Source organism: Deinococcus phoenicis, from assembly GCF_000599865.1.
Classification (GTDB): Bacteria; Deinococcota; Deinococci; order Deinococcales; family Deinococcaceae; genus Deinococcus; species Deinococcus phoenicis.
Genome location: NZ_JHAC01000029.1, coordinates 33,422 through 50,271, shown reverse-complemented (window position 1 = coordinate 50,271; position 16,850 = coordinate 33,422). Strand labels below are relative to the sequence as shown.

The 16,850-nt window shown below is 70.7% G+C and carries 13 protein-coding genes; 5 read left to right on the top strand and 8 right to left on the bottom strand.

Annotated elements, in window-relative coordinates:
• Positions 1–190: 190 nt before the first annotated feature.
• Positions 191–3,982: a ribonuclease R gene (gene rnr, locus DEIPH_RS09440; protein WP_034357285.1), complete on the top strand. Its 3,792-nt coding sequence runs from the start codon at positions 191–193 to the stop codon at positions 3,980–3,982.
• A 68-nt stretch (positions 3,983–4,050) separates the two neighbouring features.
• Here rnr and DEIPH_RS09435 read toward each other — a convergent pair whose 3' ends face one another.
• Both DEIPH_RS09435 and DEIPH_RS09430 read right to left on the bottom strand, forming a co-directional pair.
• Positions 4,051–5,154 carry an App1 family protein gene (locus tag DEIPH_RS09435; RefSeq protein WP_034357283.1) on the bottom strand — a complete coding sequence of 368 codons (1,104 nt, stop codon included), beginning with the start codon at positions 5,152–5,154 and terminating at the stop codon, positions 4,051–4,053.
• Positions 5,155–5,279: 125 nt separating this feature from the next.
• The gene (locus tag DEIPH_RS09430; protein WP_034357281.1) at positions 5,280–6,053 is read right to left on the bottom strand and encodes an SDR family NAD(P)-dependent oxidoreductase; all 774 of its coding nucleotides are present in this window, start codon (positions 6,051–6,053) and stop codon (positions 5,280–5,282) included.
• 83 nt (positions 6,054–6,136) lie between these two features.
• Between DEIPH_RS09430 and DEIPH_RS09425 the strand changes: the two genes are divergently transcribed.
• Together DEIPH_RS09425 and DEIPH_RS20420 are read left to right on the top strand one after the other, a co-directional pair.
• Entirely contained in the window at positions 6,137–7,312 is a 1,176-nt protein-coding gene (locus DEIPH_RS09425) for a S8 family serine peptidase (RefSeq protein ID WP_034357279.1), read from the top strand.
• Positions 7,313–7,453: 141 nt separating this feature from the next.
• Positions 7,454–7,624, top strand: coding sequence for a hypothetical protein (locus DEIPH_RS20420; protein WP_162834002.1), 171 nt, complete (start codon positions 7,454–7,456; stop codon positions 7,622–7,624).
• Positions 7,625–7,627: 3 nt separating this feature from the next.
• Here DEIPH_RS20420 and DEIPH_RS09420 read toward each other — a convergent pair whose 3' ends face one another.
• The 3 genes from DEIPH_RS09420 to DEIPH_RS09410 all read right to left on the bottom strand — a co-directional run bounded on the left by DEIPH_RS09420 (position 7,628) and on the right by DEIPH_RS09410 (position 9,626).
• Positions 7,628–8,323, bottom strand: a complete 696-nt coding sequence (locus tag DEIPH_RS09420) for a hypothetical protein (RefSeq protein ID WP_034357278.1) — start codon at positions 8,321–8,323, stop codon at positions 7,628–7,630.
• Positions 8,324–8,390: 67 nt separating this feature from the next.
• Complete coding sequence (locus DEIPH_RS09415) at positions 8,391–8,732, bottom strand: Rieske 2Fe-2S domain-containing protein (RefSeq protein ID WP_034357275.1); 342 nt, start codon at positions 8,730–8,732, stop codon at positions 8,391–8,393.
• A gap of 45 nt (positions 8,733–8,777) precedes the next feature.
• Entirely contained in the window at positions 8,778–9,626 is an 849-nt protein-coding gene (locus tag DEIPH_RS09410) for a VOC family protein (protein WP_034357273.1), read from the bottom strand.
• A 161-nt stretch (positions 9,627–9,787) separates the two neighbouring features.
• On the opposite strand from DEIPH_RS09410, the gene DEIPH_RS09405 reads away from it, so the two are divergent.
• Positions 9,788–11,260, top strand: coding sequence for a hypothetical protein (locus DEIPH_RS09405; protein ID WP_034357271.1), 1,473 nt, complete (start codon positions 9,788–9,790; stop codon positions 11,258–11,260).
• A gap of 122 nt (positions 11,261–11,382) precedes the next feature.
• A complete protein-coding gene (locus DEIPH_RS09400) occupies positions 11,383–13,164 on the top strand; it encodes a serine hydrolase (RefSeq protein ID WP_081790859.1) in 1,782 nt (593 codons plus the stop codon).
• Between the two features lie 104 nt (positions 13,165–13,268).
• Here the strand turns inward: DEIPH_RS09400 and DEIPH_RS09395 are convergent, their stop codons facing one another.
• The 3 genes from DEIPH_RS09395 to trpS all read right to left on the bottom strand — a co-directional run bounded on the left by DEIPH_RS09395 (position 13,269) and on the right by trpS (position 16,737).
• The gene (locus tag DEIPH_RS09395; protein WP_235183211.1) at positions 13,269–14,282 is read right to left on the bottom strand and encodes a ribose-phosphate diphosphokinase; all 1,014 of its coding nucleotides are present in this window, start codon (positions 14,280–14,282) and stop codon (positions 13,269–13,271) included.
• Positions 14,283–14,462: 180 nt separating this feature from the next.
• Entirely contained in the window at positions 14,463–15,581 is a 1,119-nt protein-coding gene (gene dnaJ / locus DEIPH_RS09390) for a molecular chaperone DnaJ (RefSeq protein WP_034357268.1), read from the bottom strand.
• Between the two features lie 118 nt (positions 15,582–15,699).
• The gene (gene trpS, locus DEIPH_RS09385) at positions 15,700–16,737 is read right to left on the bottom strand and encodes a tryptophan--tRNA ligase (protein ID WP_034357266.1); all 1,038 of its coding nucleotides are present in this window, start codon (positions 16,735–16,737) and stop codon (positions 15,700–15,702) included.
• Positions 16,738–16,850 lie beyond the last annotated feature (113 nt).

Below are 16,850 nucleotides of genomic sequence, written 5' to 3'. Positions count from 1 at the left end.
GGCAACAGGACAGCGCCCCCGCACCGCCACCAGGGCGAGCCGGGCGCGGCCCGAGACAAGCGACCCCTCCACCCCGTGGGTGAGATGCACGCCCAGGGCCACCACCCTGCCAGGCCAGGGAGCATGTGCAAGAGGTGGCCTGCCCGCGTCCCACACGAGAACACCCCACGGGCGTCCTGATAGGTGAGGAATGCCGAGAGCGAAAAAGGAGCGGGAGGCGCAGGACGTTTCACAGGTTCACGCCCCCTCCGAAGAACAACCCAAGACCGCGAGCCGGGCCGGGCGCAGCCGCAAGAGTGCCGCCCAGGCACCGGTTCCTGCTGAAGCCCCAGAAGCCCTTTCCCCCCAGACGCCCGCCCCGGAGGCTGTGACGACCGTCACGCCCAGGCGCCAGCGCAAGCCGAAAGCTGCCGCGACCGAGGCTCAGCCCCCGGTGGCCGAAGCGGCCGAGGCGCCAGAAACGACGATCCCCGAGCCGGGCGCCAAACCCCGCCGGGGCCGTAAGCCGAAAGCTGAGGCTCAGCCGGCCCCGGCGCTCCCGGAGGCGGCTCCTGCGGAAGCTGTCTCCGGGGCAGAACCGCCGGTCGAGGTGGCTCCTCAGCCGGAAGCGCCTGCCCGCCCCACCCGCCGGGGCCGCCCGGCGAAAGCGGCAGCGGAGCAACCCGAACTGGCCCCCGAACTGGCCCAGGCCGAGCCAGCGGAGACGCCCAAGCCCACCAGGGCGCGGCGCGGACGTCCGCCCAGGGCCGAGGCGACCCCGGAGGTCCTCCCGCCCGTCGCGGAGCCGACCGACCCGGTGCTGCTGGAAGTGCCCAAGGGGCGGCGGGGCCGCAAGCCCAAGGCCGCCGCACCGCAGGTCACCTCCGATGCCAACGCCGAAGAAGCACCCCTGAATACGGTCCTGGGCGGCGTGGAACCCGTGCAGGTCGAGGAACCGACCCCGGACGCCGAGGCCACGCTGACTTTCACCGGAAACGGGCTGGAGGACACCCCCGCGCCGGTCGTGGATACCACGCTGGTCGAGGAGGTGGACGCGCCGGTCCAGACGCCGCCGAAGGGCCGCAAGCCCCGGCGGAAACCTCAGGCAGAGGTCGCCCCGGCCCAGGTCGCAGCCGAGGATGCCGCCGAGGACGTCCCAGCGGACGAGGCCACCGGGGAGAGCGGCGAGCAGGACCCTGCCCGTGAAATGGTCGTCGCGCAGCTGCGCAAGCTGGGCCGCCCGATTCACGTGCGCGACCTGGAACGCACCTTTACCCGGCAGATGCTCGACCGCCTGGGCAACTGGCGCGATCTGGAGGCGCTGCTGGACGACCTGACCCGCACGGGTGAAGTGATCCGCACGCGGCGGCGCACCTACGGCCTGCCCGAGGCGATGAGCCTGGTGCGCGGCAAGTTCCAGGCGTCGGCGGCGGGCTTCGGCTTCGTGGTGCCCGATTCGGGCGGCGAGGACTATTACGTGGCCGCCGACCACACCATGGAAGCCTGGAACGGCGACACCGTGCTGGTCCGCATGGAAGGCCGGGGCGACGGCGGCAGAGGCGGCGGTCCCCGCCGGGGCCAGCGCGGCGACGGCAGCCCGCGCGCCAGCGTGGCCCGTATCGTGCAGCGCGCATACAAGCAACTGGTGGGCACGCTGGAATTCAGCAAGGGCCACCCCATCCTGAAGCCCGACGACCACCGCGCCCGCCACCGCATCCTGCTGCTGCCGGAAGGCATCGAGGGGCTGGAAAGCGGCGCGCGCGTGGTGGCCGAGCTGTTCTGGCCCGAACACACCGGCGAGGACGAGGTCTTCGGCCAGGTCACGCGCGTGCTGGGCGAGCAGGACGACCCCGAAACCGAGACCGAAGCCGTCATCGTGAAATACGCCCTGCGCGGCGACTTTCCGGAAGATGTGCTGGAGCAGGCCAACGCCATCCCCACCCAGATTCCCGCAGAGGCCCTGGTGGGCCGCCTGGACCTGCGCGAGTTCAACATCTTCACGGTGGACGGGCGCGACGCCAAGGACTTCGACGACGCCATCCACATCCAGCCCACGCCGGAAGGCACCTTCGTGGTGGGCGTCCATATCGCGGACGTGAGCCACTACGTGCGCGAGGGCACGCCGCTGGACGACGAGGCGTATGCCCGCGCCACCAGCGTCTACCTGCCGGGTCGCGTGTTGCCGATGCTGCCCGAACACCTCAGCAACGGCGTGTGCAGCCTCGTTCCCTACCAGGACCGCCTCACGATGACGGCGCTGGTGGAACTCTCCGCCGAGGGCGAGATCCTGAATGTCCAGCTCGCGCCCAGCGTCATTCAGAGCAAGGCGCGGCTGACCTACGACGAGGTTCAGGCGTACTCGGAGGCGACCTCCACGCTGCCCGAGGAGGCCCGCCACCTCGAAGGTGACCTGCACCTGCTGCTCAAGATCACCACCAAGCTGCGCCAGAAGCGCCTGCGCGAGGGATCGCTGGACTTCAAGATGCGCGAGGTGAAGGTGGACGTCGGCAAGGACGGCCGCATGGAACTGATCCCGATCCGCGAGGAGACGGCGCGCGGCATGATCGAGGACCTGATGCTGCTCGCCAACAAGGTGGTCGCGCACTTCCTGATCGAGCGCGAGATTCCCACCCTGTTCCGCATCCATGAAGAACCCACCCTCCAGCGCTTTCAGGAGGTCACCGGGGCCATCGGGCGGCTGGGCTTCTCCTTCCCGGGTGGCGAGCCGACGCCGCAGGCGTATCAGGCCGTGCTGAAGCAGGTGCGGGGCACGCCGCGCGAGAGCGTGGTGAATACGCTGCTGCTGAGAAGCATGCAGCAGGCCAAGTACGCGGGCGAGAACCTGGGCCACTTCGGCCTCGCGTTCGACGAGTACCTGCACTTCACCTCACCCATCCGCCGGTATCCCGACCTGCTGGTCCACCGGGTGCTGAAGGGCGTGCTGTCGGGCGACCTGCGCGCGAGCAGCCGCGCCGTGAACGACCTGCGGGCGAAGCTGCCCGGCATGGGCGACCACACCTCCGAGCGCGAGCGCAAGGCCGCCGAGGCCGAGCGCGACCTCACCAAGTACTACCAGGCGAAGTGGGCGCAGGAACATCTCGGCGAGACGTTTACCGGCAACGTGTCGGGCGTGGTGTCGAGCGGCCTCTTTGTGGCGCTGGACAACGGGGTGGAAGGCAAGCTGCACATCTCCAACCTCGACGACGACTACTACATCTACCTTGAGGACGCGCAGATGCTGCGGGGCCGCTCCACGGGGCGCACCTTCCGCCTCGGGGACGCCGTGACGGTCACCATCAGCCAGGTGAACCCCCTGGCCCGGCAAATCGATTTCACCCAGGAGAACGACATGGACGGCAACGACAACACGACCCGGCCCCGCGCCCGCCGCCGCGAGGACCGCGAGGCAGAAAAGCGCGAGAAGCTCCAGAGCGTGAGCACCACCGCGCCGCGCAAGTTCACGCTGGACGATCCCCAGCCCGCCACGTCCAGCAGCCCGGCCCGGCAGGGCCAGGGACGCGGCAGCCGCAGCCCCCAGGGCCAGCGCGAAGGCGGCCAGCGGGGGGAAAGCCGCGCCCCCATGCGGCCCCAGGGCGGCGGCTACAAGAGGCGCGTCATCACGCTGGAACGGCCCCGGAATGAACACCTGCGGCCCGTGAACATCACGGTGCAGCGCATGTACTTCGGCGACTGGACGGTGGACAACATGCCCCCCGAGGACGGCCAGGGTGACCGGGGCGGGCGCAGCTTCGGGCGCGAGGGCCGGGGGAGCAGTGACCGGGGCGGCCGGGGCCAGGGCTTCTCGCGCGGCAGCAACGACCGGGGAGCCGTGCGCGACCTGAACGGACGCCAGAATGCGCCGCAGGCCGGGGGCCGCGCGCCCCGTCCACAGGCGCCACAGGCCCCCGTTCAGACGGACGCGGCCCAGGCCGGCAACGACGCGGACGCCAAGCGCCGCCGCCGCCGCCGGGGTCGCCGGGGGAGCAGCGGCCCGCAGGGGTAAGCCCCTCGGGAACAGGCAGGCGCAGGGATCAGGCGGGGCGGGTCAGGGGGAAAACCTCTGGCCCGCCCTCAGGTTTCGTAGGTCCGCGCCACGCTCGTCAGCACGCTCCGCAGTTCGCCGGGGGTAATCAGGCCCATCGCCATCGCGTGGCTGGCGGCGTTCAGGCTGTCGGCGGCCAGCACGAGGTCCACGCCCGCCTTGCGGACCTCCTCGCGGAGGCTCAGGACGCCCTGGTCACGGGCCGCCCCGGTCACGTCGCGGATGTAGACGGCCAGCACGCGGCCCGGGTGACGGCGCACGACCTCGGCGTAGATTTCGGGGTCCTTCTCGCCGCTGTCGCCCACCAGCACGAACTTCAGGTCAGGAAAGCGGGTGAAGATGCGCTCGATCACGCCGTGCTTGTAGCCGCCGTGCCCGCCCAGCAGGTCAAACCCCCAGTTGCGGAGAAACAGCGGCCCCAGCGGAATGCGGCGGTAATCCAGGAACTGCCACAGCAGGTCGAAGAAGTTCCAGGGACTGCTGGACACGTAGAAAATCGGGTTGCGGGCCTCGCCGTCGCGGGTCAGGGCGCGGTACAGCGCGCCGACACCGGGAAAAGGGAGGCGGGTGCGGGCGTTGCCGGTCAGGCTGGTCGCCAGCATCCGGGGCAGGCTGGTCACGTCCGACTGGATCACGGTGTCGTCGAGGTCGCTGATGATGCCGAAGCGGGCCTCCGAAACGACCTGCACGCGGGCGCGGGTGGTGCCTTCCCGGCCCCCGATGCTCAGGCTCGCCTCGTGCCAGCCCCCGGCAAAGGGCGGGCCGCCCGGTTCCGGGGTGAAGGTCAGGGTGAAGTACCCGTCGCTGTCACTGACGCCGCTCGCGGTGACCTCGCCGAGGGTGCCGCTCACGCGCACGCCCGCCACCTCCCGCGAAAGCAGGCGGCGCAGGATGCTGCGGAAGTTGCGCCAGCGCGGGTCGCCCTTCCGGGCAGGCGCCAGCGTGCGGGGCAGCAGCACGCGCCCGGTCAGTTCTGCGGCCTGCGGGGTGCCCCAGCCCACGTAGGGTTGCAAGATCAGCTTGCCGCGCGCCCGGCGGGGCTGTACGTAGCCGCTGACCGCGTGGTCTGCGGCCAGCAGCGCCCGTTCCAGCGCGGGTTGGAATGCCCTCAGGGCGGCCTTGGCGGGGTTCATCTGCACGACAGTCTACGGACTTCGGGCGGGGCCGTGGCCTGCCCGCCTGAAGAGAATACTGAGAGACGGCGGCGGGACCACCGGCCGAGGCTGGAAGCAGAGGCTGGAAAAGGTGGCCCGCCCGCCTACCCCTGGCGGTGGGCGTACCTCCGCCGGATCACGGGCGGCACGGCGCGGTCCACCGCACCCGGCAGGACCGAGTCGAGCCAGACCAGCAGCCGGTACACCTTCGGCACGATCACCTCGCGCCGGGGCCGTTCCAGAACGTCCGCGACGGCGCGGGCAATGACCTCCGGGCCGGGCATGGGCAGGCGGGCGGCGCGGGTCATCTCACTCCGCACGAACCCGGGGGAGACGAGGCTGACATGGACGCCCGTGCCCAGCAGTTCCCGCCGGAGCGCCTGCGAAAAGCCGCGCAACCCGAATTTGCTCGCGGAGTACATCCCGTTGAACGGCACCCGCCCCGCGACCGAGCCGATGTTCACGATGTGACCCGCGCCGCGCGCCCGCAACTCCGGCAGGAGCAGCCGCGTGAGTTCGATGGGCGCTTCCAGATTCACGCGCAGCACACGCAGGGGGTCGGCATCGTCCCACCACCAGCCGCGTTCGACGGTCACGCCCGCGTTGTTGATCAGCACGTCCACCCGGCCGAAGTGGCGGTGCGCCGCCCCGATCAAGGCGCGGCGGGAAGCTTCCCCGGTCACGTCGGTCGGCACGGCGATCACGCGCGAGCCGCTGGGGTCCAGTTCGCGGGCCAGGGCCGTCAGTTCCTCCGCGCGGCGGGCCGCCAGCACCAGCCGGTGTCCCCTCGAGGCGAGTTCATAGGCCGTCGCGCGTCCGATGCCGCTGGACGCCCCGGTCAGGACGACCACGCGCGGCGCTGCCGGAGGAGAAGTCATGCGGCGATGGTAAAGGGAAACGGTGGGGAGGGTGCCCGGCTTTCCCTCAGCCCCCCGTCAGGCGGGCACGCGAGACTGGTCGGATGAAGGCTCTGCCGTCCGCCCTGCTCACCGCCGCGCTCCTGGGGGCGGCGGCCCTCGCCGCGCCGGGGGCCACGCCCCTTCCAGCGCTGCCCACGTCGCCCCTCCCCGAATTGAGTCCGGAGCCGCTGCGCCCGCTGACTGCCCCCCCGTTGCTGCCGCTCTCGCCCGCGCCCGCCGCCCCCACCCTGCCGACGGCCTACCGGCCCTCCGATCCCCTCTTCGCGCGGCAATGGAACCTCCAGGCGATCCACGCGCCGGGCGCATGGGCGCAACTGGCAGGAACCGGGCGGGGCGCGCGGGTCACGGTCGCGGTGCTGGACACCGGCTTCGTGAACTCGCCGGAGCTGGCGGGCCGGGTGGTGAACGGCTACGACTTCGTGTCGGACCCGGCGCGGGCGGGCGACGGCAACGGGCGCGACGCGGACGCCAGCGGCGTGGGCCAGTTCGCCTATCACGCCGAGGTGATCGGGAACCTGATCGGCGCGGCCCACGACGGGCGCGGCATGGCCGGGATCAACCCGCAGGCGCGGGTGGTGCAGGTGCGGGTGGCGGGCACCGACGGCCTGATCGCGCCGCAGGACCTGGCCGACGGGCTGCGCTGGGCGGCGGGGCTGAGCGTGCCGGGCGCGCCCCTGAATCCCAACCCCGCGAAGGTGCTGAATCTCAGCCTGTTCGCGGACTTCATCCCGCTGACGGGGTGTGACGCGCGGATTCAGGCGGCGGTGGACGCGGTCACGGCGCGCGGGGCGCTGGTGGTAGCCGGAGCCGCGAACGACGGCGCGGACGCAGGCGGGTATTCGCCCGCCGGGTGCCGGGGTGTCCTGACCGTGACCAGCGTGACCGAGGGCGGGCAACGGCCCAGCTACGCCAACTGGGGCGCGAGCGTCGCGCTGGCCGCCCCCGGTGGGGAACCCGGCCACGGCCTGCCGAGCAGCAGCGTCAGCGGTCCCGGCGGCGAGCGGACCCCGAACGGCACCAGCTTTGCCGCCCCCCACGCGGCGGGCGTGGCGAGCCTGCTGCTCGGCCTGAAGCCGGCGCTCACGCCCGCACAGGTCCGCGACCTGCTGACGCGCACGGCCACGCCCTTTCCCGGCGGACGCTGCGACCCCGACCCGCGCAAAAGCTGTGGCCGGGGAATGCTGAACGCGGAGGCGGCGGTGCGGGCGGTGCGGTAGGGAGGCGATGGGGTGGAGGGTGTGGGACCAGGGCCGGAACTTCTGGCGCCCGCTTTCTCCTCCTCCACCCCACTGCCTCCCCCGGGACGCCCTGCCCCCACCCGGACGCTAGGCTACCCCCATGAAAACCCGGAGAACCCCGTGAACGCCCCCGCGTGGCGCGTCTGGCTGGTGGTCGCGCTGATGTGCGGGTGGGGTATTTTGACCATTCGCTTCATCCAGAAGGAGAATGTCCCCTTCGCGATCCTGTGCGCGCTGCTGCTGATCTCCAACGGCGTGACGCTGTGGCGGCTGACGAAAAAGGACCGGTAGCTTTTACGCCACAGGCTGCTGCGTCACCAGGCTGGAGCGGTGCAGCCGCCAGCCGCGCGTGCGGCAGAAGCGGACCAGGTCACCCACCGGCAGGACAACGCGCGGCGTCATCCACAGTTGAGAGGGCTTGTGCAGTGCCCAGCCGCCTCCCAGGGTGACGCCCGCATGCTGCACGGCTCCCCCGTCGCCGCGCCAGACGAGCAGGGTTCCGGGCCGGTCATCCTGTCCACCGGGCCGGGTGCGTGCGGCCAGGAACGCCTCGAACGGCCCCCGCTGCATCCACTGCTGTTCGGCCCCCTCCACGCCCGCCGCACCCATGACGGTCCCGAAGCAGTTCGGGCCGCTCGCGAGTGGGAAGGTTCCTGCCAGTGCGCGGGCGCGCGGGAGGAGGGACGCGGCACCCGCCCAGACCGCCTCCGGCACGTTGGCCTGCTGACAGGGGGGATGGCCTGCCGACACCACCCGCGTCAGCACGGGAGGCGAAATGAGGGACGGCCACCACACGAAGCGCCCGCCCGTCAGGTTCGGCAGCAGATCGGCAAAGTCCCGGACACGCGGCACCCCACCCCGCCCATACTGCGCCTGTGCCCGCAGCAGCATCCGGCGGGAGGCGGGAGACAGCATCTGCCGGGCCGGAGCCAGCCACCCGGCCCAGGCGTCCAGCAATTCGGGCGAAACGGGCACATTCAGGACACGCATACGCACCAGCCTCCCAGGCCCGGAACCGCGTCACATCGGCCAGCAGGCCAGTCTCATCCGTCCAGCTTCACAGGGGCGTCACGGAGACCACGCCGTCCTCCACCAGCGTCCGGTAAATCCTGACGGGCTTCACGGCGGGCAGCGTCTTGGCCTTGCCGGTCGCCAGTTCAAACTTCGCGCCGTGCTTCTGGCAGGTGATGCGGCCCAGGCTGACCTCGCCGCCCAGCAGCGGGTAGTCCTTGTGCGTGCAGTTGTTCCGCAGGGCGTAGAACTGCCCCTCGTAGCGCACGACGACCACGCTCACGCCGTCCACGGTCACTTCCGTCTGGCTGCCCTCCGGCAATTCCGCCTCCGCGCCGACCCGCACGCGCTGACCTCCGACCTGCGGCACCTTCACCTGCTCGCTCATGCGGGGGAGTCTAGCGGGCGACTGGCCGCCGAAACAGCACCTGAGTCAAGCCTGGGCCTGCACCGTCACGCGGTTGCCCCAGGGGTCATCAAAGCTCAGGGCGTCGCCGTCATCCTGCACCGCCAGGGGACGCGCCGCGAGGTGTGCCCGCAGCGGCGCGAGGTCGGGCGTGACGAAGGCGAGGCCGCCCAGACCGGCAGCGGGCGCAGCAGGCCGCCCCTGTCCGCACGAATGCCACTCGTTCAGGCCGAGGTGATGGTGATAGCCGCCCCAGGACAGAAAGGCCGCGCCGGGAAAATGCGACACCACGTCCAGACCCAGCGCATCCGCGTAGAAGCGGGCCGCCTCGGCCGCACTCCCGACCTTGAGGTGAACGTGACCGACCGAGGTCCCGGCGGGCGCACCCTCAAAGGTGGTGCCTTCCGCCGCCGCCAGCACCCCGGGCACGTCCACGGACAGGGTGTCCATCCGCACCTGACCGTCCTGCCAGGTCCACTCGCTACGGGGCCGGTCGCGATAAACCTCGATGCCGTTGCCCTCGGGGTCTTGCAGGTAGATCGCCTCGCTGACGAGGTGGTCGCCGGTACCCAGGCGCAGGCCCAGCGTGGCCGCGTGCGCCAGCCAGCGCCCCAGATCGGCGCGGCCGGGCAGCAGGAAGGCGGTGTGGTACAGGCCGGGGCGGCTTCCGGCCGGGGCGGGCAGGTCGGGCCGGGCCAGCAGGTGCAGCAGCGGGGTTCCGTGCGCCCCCAGCGTGACCGCATCTGCCGAGGATGTCATGGGGGTCAGGCCGAGCAGCGTGGCATAAAACGCCGCCAGGCGGGGAAGGTCGCGGGCCAGCAACGTGACGGAGGCGACATGCGTGGAGGGAGGCAGGACAGCAGCAGCAGGAAGCATATCCCCAGTGTGAGCCTTATGCTTTAAAAAAGCAACCGGTTTAGAAAGTCAGCCGCTACATTTTCGGCGGGACCCTCCATCCAAAGATGGATGAGGTAGAGCCTCCTTTTGAGGTACATACTCCGGTGAGTCCCCTTACTTTTTCTCTCCCGGAGGTTTCCATGGTTCAGACCGCGCTGAATGCTCTGTACGACGCCCTTTCCTGGCTGGCGGGCCTGGCTGTGCCGCTGGCGATCCTGCTGGGGGCACTGCTGCTCGCGCTTTTGCTGGTGGGCCTGCTGGACCGCGAGCGCTTCTGGGCGGGGCTGAACTGGGCGGGGGCAAGGCTGCCGCGACTGGGGCGCTGGGCGCTGGTGGCGCTGGCGGTGGGGGCGGGCATCCTCGCCGTCCACGTCACGCGCCGCGCGGTGGATGCCCGGCTGGGCGCACAACTGAACGCCCGGTACGCCAATGCGGCGGACCCGGCGGGCGGACAGACCGTGCAGACGGCCCCGCGCGTCAGCCTGCTGACGACCCGCACGTATTCGCGCAGCGTGGTCCTGCCCGCCGACGTGTACGCCCGGCTGAACCTGAACGGCGGCTGGGAAACGCTGCTGCCGTACTTCGGAAACCCGCCCGGCCTGAGCGTGGAGGACCTGCGCGAGGGCTTCACGCGGCAGGGCCGCAACCTGATCTACCGCCGTGACGTGACCCTGCAAACGGAAGAACCCCTGGGCTTGGACACCACCCGCGCCCGCGCCGACCTGCGCTTCGTGGACCCGGCGGGGGGGCGCGGCACGTACTACAACGCGGTCTTCAGCGCCGACTACACCTTCACCAACCCGCGCGCGGAGGCCACCCCGGTGCGCTTCGTCTTTCCCCTGCCCTCGGGCAGCGGCACCCTGAGCGGCTTCCGGCTGACCGTCAACGGCCAGAGCTACCGCGCCAGCGACCTGCGCGAAGGCAGCGTGTGGGAGGGCGTGGTTCCCGCCGGACAGACGGTGCGCGTGAACGTGACCTACCGCCATCAGGGGTCACGCGGCTGGAGCTACCGCCTCTCGGACCGGCGGGAGCCGCTGCGAAACCTGGACCTGACCGTGAGTGCCGACCGGCCCGCCAAGTTCGAGCGTTACAGCCTCTACCCCACCTCCACCAGCCGCGCCGCGTTCGGTGGACCGCAGACGCTGCGCTGGCAGCTCCAGGACGTGATTACCGCACAGAACGTGTCGGTGGTGTTCGCGCAGGGCAGTGTGCGCGAGATGCTCGCCAAGGTGGGCCTGGTGGAACCGCTGGCGCTGCTGCTGGCCGCGTTGCTGGCCGCCGCCTGGGCGCTGCTGCGCCGCCTGTCCCTGCCCCCGCTGCGGCTGGCGGGCGCGGTGCTGGGTTTGAGCGTGGGCTTTGCGCTGGGCGGCGTCCTGACCGCGTACCTGCCGCCGCTGGCCGCCGTGCCGCTCGGCGCGCTGGTGGGCGTGGTGTTCGGGGTGCTGGCACTGGGGCGCGCGTTCCTCCCGCCGCTGGTCGTGGCGGCCCTGATTCCGCTCGCGTTCCTGGCGGTCGGGCATTCGGGGCTGCTGCTCGCGCTGCTGGCCGCAGGGACGCTGCTGGTGGGGCTGGGAACGCGGGGACGGCCCCACCAGCAGCGGCAAACGGTCTGACCGTCTCACTGTTATAAAACTCCAGGGCCAAGTGGGGTGACGGTTAGACCCTCTGCCGGCTAGACCCTGTGTCGGTTGACTCCTCCCGCGTGCCCGGCGCGTGAGGTCCGGTAAAGTCAGCCATGCGTGCCCATTTGCCGACGGCCCTGACGCTGAGCCTGCTCGCCACCGCCTCCGCCCAGAGCGGCGAGGTGCGGACCCAGGCGCAGGCCCTCACCCGCCTGCTGGGCGCCGAACAACCCCGCGCCGAATGGTTCGCGCCGGAGTTCCTGGCACAGGTGCCTCTGCAAACCATCGCCGCGCAGCTCGCCAGCATTCGCCAGCAATACGGGGCCTTTCAGCGGCTGGAGACCTTTCAGGGCCGCCCACTGGCCGTCTACGAGCGCGGCACCCTGATCGTCACGGTGGCCCCGGTGGACGCGCAGGGCCGCCTGACCAGCTTCGGGGCGGTTCCCGGCCCAGCGCCGAAGGGCGCGCCCGCTCCCAGCCAGGCGGAGCGGGAGGCGGTCCTTCAGAGCCTGACCCGCGTGTTCCAGCCCGAGAAGGTGGACCCCGCTCTCTTCGCCCCAGAGTTCCTGGCGGCGGTCCCGGCGGCGACCTTGCAGGCATCGCTGGGCAGCTTCCGCACCCAGTTCGGCCCCTTTGTGCGGATCGACCTGTCGGGGAAGCTGCCGCAGGTGATCTATGAGCGCGGAAGGCTGGACGTCACGGCGTTCACCGTGAATGCCCAGGGACTCGTCACGGGCCTGAGGGTGGTTCCCGCGCAGAATGAGGCGCAGCGGGAGGCGGTCCTTCAGACCCTGACCCACGTGTTCCAGCCGGAAAAGGTGGACCCGGCTCTCTTCGCCCCGGAGTTCCTGGCGGCGGTCCCGGCGGCGAATCTCGACGACCTGCTGGCGTCGGTTCGTGCCGAGTACGGCCCCTTCGTGCGGATCGACCTGTCGGGGAAGCTGCCGCAGGTGGTCTACGAGCGCGGGGCGCTGAACGTCACGGCGTTCGGCGTGGACTCCCAGGGGCGCATCACGGCGCTGGTCATCGCTCCACCCCTCCCTGACGTCAACTTCACCTCGCTGGAGGAGGCGCGGGCCGCCTTCGCCGCGCTGCCGGGGCAGGTCAGCGTGCTGGTGCGGGACGTGGCGACCGGCCGGAATGCCGTGGCCCTGAACCCCACGCGCCTCCTGGCGGTCGGCTCGGCCTTCAAACTGGCGATCCTGGCCGAGTTGCAGGCCCAGGTGACGCGCGGCGAGCGGGCCTGGACGGACGAGGTGACGTTGACGGACGCCGGCAAGAGCCTGCCCAGCGGCACCCTGCAAAATGCCCCGGCGGGGAGCCGCTACACCCTGCGCGACCTCGCCGCCCGCATGATCCGGGAGAGTGACAACACCGCCACCGACCTGCTGCTGCGGGTGGTGGGCCGCGCGGGCGTGGAAGCGCGCCTGGGGCAGACCGCCATGCCGAACACGCGGGAATTCTTCGCCCTGAAGAACCCCGCGAATCTGAACCTGCTGCGCGCCTACCGCTCGGCGGGCCTGGACCGCGCGGCGCGGCGGGCCGTGCTGGCCCAGGCCGACACCGCGCCGCTCCCGAACGCGGCGGTCTTTGCTGGCGGTCCCGTCGCGCGCGATGTGGAATGGTTCGTCAGCACCGAGCGCCTCTGCACGCTGATGAAGGAGGTGGCCGCCCTTCCCGAGACGACCCAGAACCCCGGCGTGGCCGATCCCACCGACTTCGCGCGCGTCAGCTACAAGGGCGGCAGCGAGCCGGGTGTGCTGAACCTCACCACCCAGGTGACGAACAAGGTGGGCCGCACCTTCTGCGTCAGCGCCACCTGGAACGATGCCCGGACGCTTGACGAGGCACAGTTCATCGCCCTGTATGACGGCGTGCTGAAGCTGCTGCGCTGAGGCGGGAGGGCAGGGCGCGGCCAGCCTCCCCCCGGTCCGCCCCCTTTCTCAAAACGTGGGCGTGGAGAAGCCGCCGCCTCCCCACGCCCCACGTTCTCTCGCCCTCACTCGAACAGGGTGCTGACGCTCTCCCCGGTGTGGATGTTGGCGATGGCGTTGGCGAACAGCGGGGCCACGTCCAGCACGGCCAGCTTGCCGTTCGACGCCCGGATCTTTTCCTCAGACACCAGGACCGTATTCGTGCTGGCGACCTGGGTCACGTCCAGGCCAGCGATGCGCTCGATGGCCGGGCCGGTGTAGACGCCGTGCGTGACCGCCACGTACACGTCCTTGGCCCCCAGGCTGCGGGCAATGTTCACGGTCTCGACGAGGCTCCCGGCGGTGCTGATCTCGTCGTCCACGATAAAGACGGTCTTGCCTTCCACGTCACCGATCAAGGCGCGGGGGCGGACCTCGGTGTCGGAGAGGCGCTCCTTGTCGATCATGGCGAGGCCCGCGTCCAGGCGGCGGGCAATCTGGCTGGCGCGCTTGATGCTGCCCGCGTCGGGGGCCAGCACCACGCCTTCATTGGCGTTGGGCACGCACCCCTTGAAGTGGGCGCTCAGCACCCGGTCGGCCGAGAGGTGATCGACCGGCACCTTGAAAAAGCCGTGAACCTGCGGCGCGTGCAGCGTCATGGTCAGGATGCGGTCGGCCCCGGCGGCCTGAAGCAGATCGGCGACCAGGCGGCCCGCGATGGAGATGCGCGGGCTGTCCTTCTTGTCGCTGCGCGAGTAGGAGTAGTACGGAATGACCGCCGTGACGCGGCCCGCCGAGGCGCTCTTGGCGGCGTCGATCATCAGCATCAGTTCCATGATCGCGTCGCTGACCGGCGTGCTGAACGACTGCACGATGAACACGTCCCCCTCACGCAGCGACTGCTCGTAATGCACGATCAGGTTGTCGTTCGTGAACTTCTCGGTCTTGCTCTGCCCCAGGGGCACGCCGAGGTTGTCGCAGATGGCCTGCGCGAGCGGGCGGTTGCTCTGCCCGGAGAACACGAGCAGCGGTTGACGGCGGCTCTGGGCCAGGCGCTCGGACACGGCGAGTTCGGATGCAGCGGGTTGGGGCACGGTCACGGTGGAATACCTCCGGGGCAGGGTTGGGGAGTGTCGCGTTTTCGCGACCGCACAGCAGCATACCTGTCCCCTCCCGCGCCTGTCACGGGACAGTCATGCCGCGTCTCCCCGCCAGGGACAGCCAGAGACGGCGCGTGGGGGAGGCCCCCCGTGCGCGCCTCCCCCACCGCCTTGTCCGGCCTATTCGCCCCGGAAAATCTTGCCCACCTTGTCGAAGAAGCCCTCGCGGTGTTCGTTCACCTCGTCCCCGACAGCCTGGGCGTAGGCGTGCAGGGCCTCGCGCGCCTCCGGGCTGAGCTGCGAGGGCTTCGGCACCGTGATCTCGTACTCGACGATCAGGTCGCCGGTCCCGGTCCCTTGCAGGCGGGGCAGCCCCTGGCCGCGCAGACGGTGCAGGTCGCCGTGCTGCGTGCCCGCCTTGACCTCCACCGTCTGCGGCCCGTCGAGGGTGGGCACCGTGACCGAGCCGCCCAGCGCGGCCTTGGCAAAGCCGATATTCGCCGTGTAGATCAGGTGTTCCTGCTCGCGGCGCAGCTGCGGGTGAGGTTCCATCTCGATATGCACGTACAGGTCGCCGTTGCCGCCCGGCCCCTCGTTGCCCATCCCCGCCACGCGGATGCGGTAGCCCTCGTCGATGCCGCGCGGGAGCTTGACGCCCACCTTCTCGGCCTTGAGGGTGCGGCCACGGCCCTTGCAGACCGTGCAGGGGTCCTCGATGATCTGGCCCTCGCCCCGGCAGGTCGGGCAGGGCTGCTGCGTCTCCACCACGCCGAAAATCGTGCGGGCCTGCGCGCGCACCGCCCCCGCGCCGCCGCAGGTGGTGCAGGTCTTGGGCGGCTTGCCCCCCGGTTCGGTGCGGCTGCCGTGACAGTGTTCGCAGGTGGTGAGGCGGTCCACCTCCACCTCGATCTCCTCGCCCGCGCGCGCTTGCAGGAACGTCACGCGCGCCTCGGTTTCGATGTCGTCGCCGCGTGCCGGACCCCGGCGACCCCCGCGCCCACCCAGTCCGCCGAACAGCTGCTCGAAGATGTCCATCGGGTCGAAGCCCGCGCCCCCCATCCCGCCGAAGGGGTCGCCCGGCATCCCCGCACTCGGCGCGCTGCCGAAGCGGTCGTAGTGGGCGCGCTTCTCGGGATCCGAGAGGACCGCGTACGCCTCGTTGATCCTGGCGAACTGCTCGGCGGCCCCCGGCTCCTTGTTGCGGTCGGGGTGGAACTTCAGGGCCAGTTTGCGGTAGGACGTCTTGATCTCGTCGGCGCTCGCGGTGCGCGAGACACTCAGCAGTTCGTAATAATCCATGTTTGTCTGTCGCCAGGCGCGGCCTGACCTCCGGCCCCCAGGTTAACACGGGCAGACTCAAGAAACGTGGGTGCGTTCAGGATGCGGGAGGGTGGGCCTGGGGGGGGTGGGGAACAGCTCAGGCGTCCCCGGAGAGGTCCTCCAGAGAGAAGTAATCCAGCCGCATGGCCTGGCGCACGGCCCGCATCGTGCCGGCGGCCACCTCGCGGCCCCGTTCGGTGCCTTCGCGGACGACCGCCTCGACACCGGCCCGGTCCCGGGCGAATTCGGCACGGCGGGCACGAATGGGGGCCAGGGTCGCCTCCAGCACCTCCAACAGGTGCCGCTTGACCTTCACGTCGCCCAGGCCGCCCCGCCGGTAGTGGTCCCCCAGGGCCTGCACCCGCGCCCTGTCCGGGTCGAAGGCGTCCAGATAGGCGAACACCGGATTCCCCTCCACCTGACCGGGGTCCTCCACCCGCAGGTGGTTCGGGTCGGTGTACATGCCGCGCACCTTGCGGGCCACCTCATCCGCGCTGTCCGAGAGAAAAATGGCGTTGCCCAGCGACTTGCTCATCTTGGCCCTGCCGTCCAGGCCGGGCAGACGGGCCACCTCGCCCACCAGCGCCTGCGGTTCGACCAGCACGGGCGCGTAGAGGTGGTTGAAGCGCCGCACGATCTCGCGGGTCTGCTCGATCATGGGCAGCTGGTCTTCTCCGACCGGAACGAGGTTCGCACCGAACGCCGTGATGTCCGCCGCCTGCGAGACGGGATAGACGAAGAACCCGGCGGGCACCGCCTCGCCGTACCCCTTCTGCGCGATCTCGGTTTTGACGGTCGGGTTCTGCCGCAGGTGCGACACCGTGACGAGGTTCAGGTAAAAGACCGTCAGCTCGGCAATCTCGGGCACCTGCGACTGGATCACGAAAGTCGCCTCACGCGGGTCCAGGCCCACCGCCAGGTAATCGAGCGCCACTTCCAGCACGTTGGCCCGGACCTTCCCGGGATTCTCGAAATTGTCGGTGAGGGCCTGCACGTCCGCCAGCAGGACATAGGTGTCGTAGCCCTGTTGAAGTGCCACGCGGTTTCTCAGCGAGCCGACATAGTGGCCGATGTGGAGGGGGCCGGTGGGGCGGTCGCCGGTCAGGATGCGGGGTCGGGGGGCAGTCATGGTCATGGATTCTCCTGGGAGGGGAATGGGAGGCCAAAAAAAACGCACCCGGATCACTCCGGGCGCGGCCTGCCTGCGGGGCATGGCGAAGGGACCCGGCTAATCTCCGGGCCACCACC

Coding starts and splice junctions, on each gene's coding strand:
- rnr (WP_034357285.1), top strand. CDS start 191: ATGCCGAGAGCGAAAAAGGAGCGGGAGGCGCAGGACGTTTCACAGGTT.
- DEIPH_RS09435 (WP_034357283.1), bottom strand. CDS start 5,154: ATGAACCCCGCCAAGGCCGCCCTGAGGGCATTCCAACCCGCGCTGGAA.
- DEIPH_RS09430 (WP_034357281.1), bottom strand. CDS start 6,053: ATGACTTCTCCTCCGGCAGCGCCGCGCGTGGTCGTCCTGACCGGGGCG.
- DEIPH_RS09425 (WP_034357279.1), top strand. CDS start 6,137: ATGAAGGCTCTGCCGTCCGCCCTGCTCACCGCCGCGCTCCTGGGGGCG.
- DEIPH_RS09420 (WP_034357278.1), bottom strand. CDS start 8,323: ATGCGTGTCCTGAATGTGCCCGTTTCGCCCGAATTGCTGGACGCCTGG.
- DEIPH_RS09415 (WP_034357275.1), bottom strand. CDS start 8,732: ATGAGCGAGCAGGTGAAGGTGCCGCAGGTCGGAGGTCAGCGCGTGCGG.
- DEIPH_RS09410 (WP_034357273.1), bottom strand. CDS start 9,626: ATGCTTCCTGCTGCTGCTGTCCTGCCTCCCTCCACGCATGTCGCCTCC.
- DEIPH_RS09405 (WP_034357271.1), top strand. CDS start 9,788: ATGGTTCAGACCGCGCTGAATGCTCTGTACGACGCCCTTTCCTGGCTG.
- DEIPH_RS09400 (WP_081790859.1), top strand. CDS start 11,383: ATGCGTGCCCATTTGCCGACGGCCCTGACGCTGAGCCTGCTCGCCACC.
- dnaJ (WP_034357268.1), bottom strand. CDS start 15,581: ATGGATTATTACGAACTGCTGAGTGTCTCGCGCACCGCGAGCGCCGAC.
- trpS (WP_034357266.1), bottom strand. CDS start 16,737: ATGACCATGACTGCCCCCCGACCCCGCATCCTGACCGGCGACCGCCCC.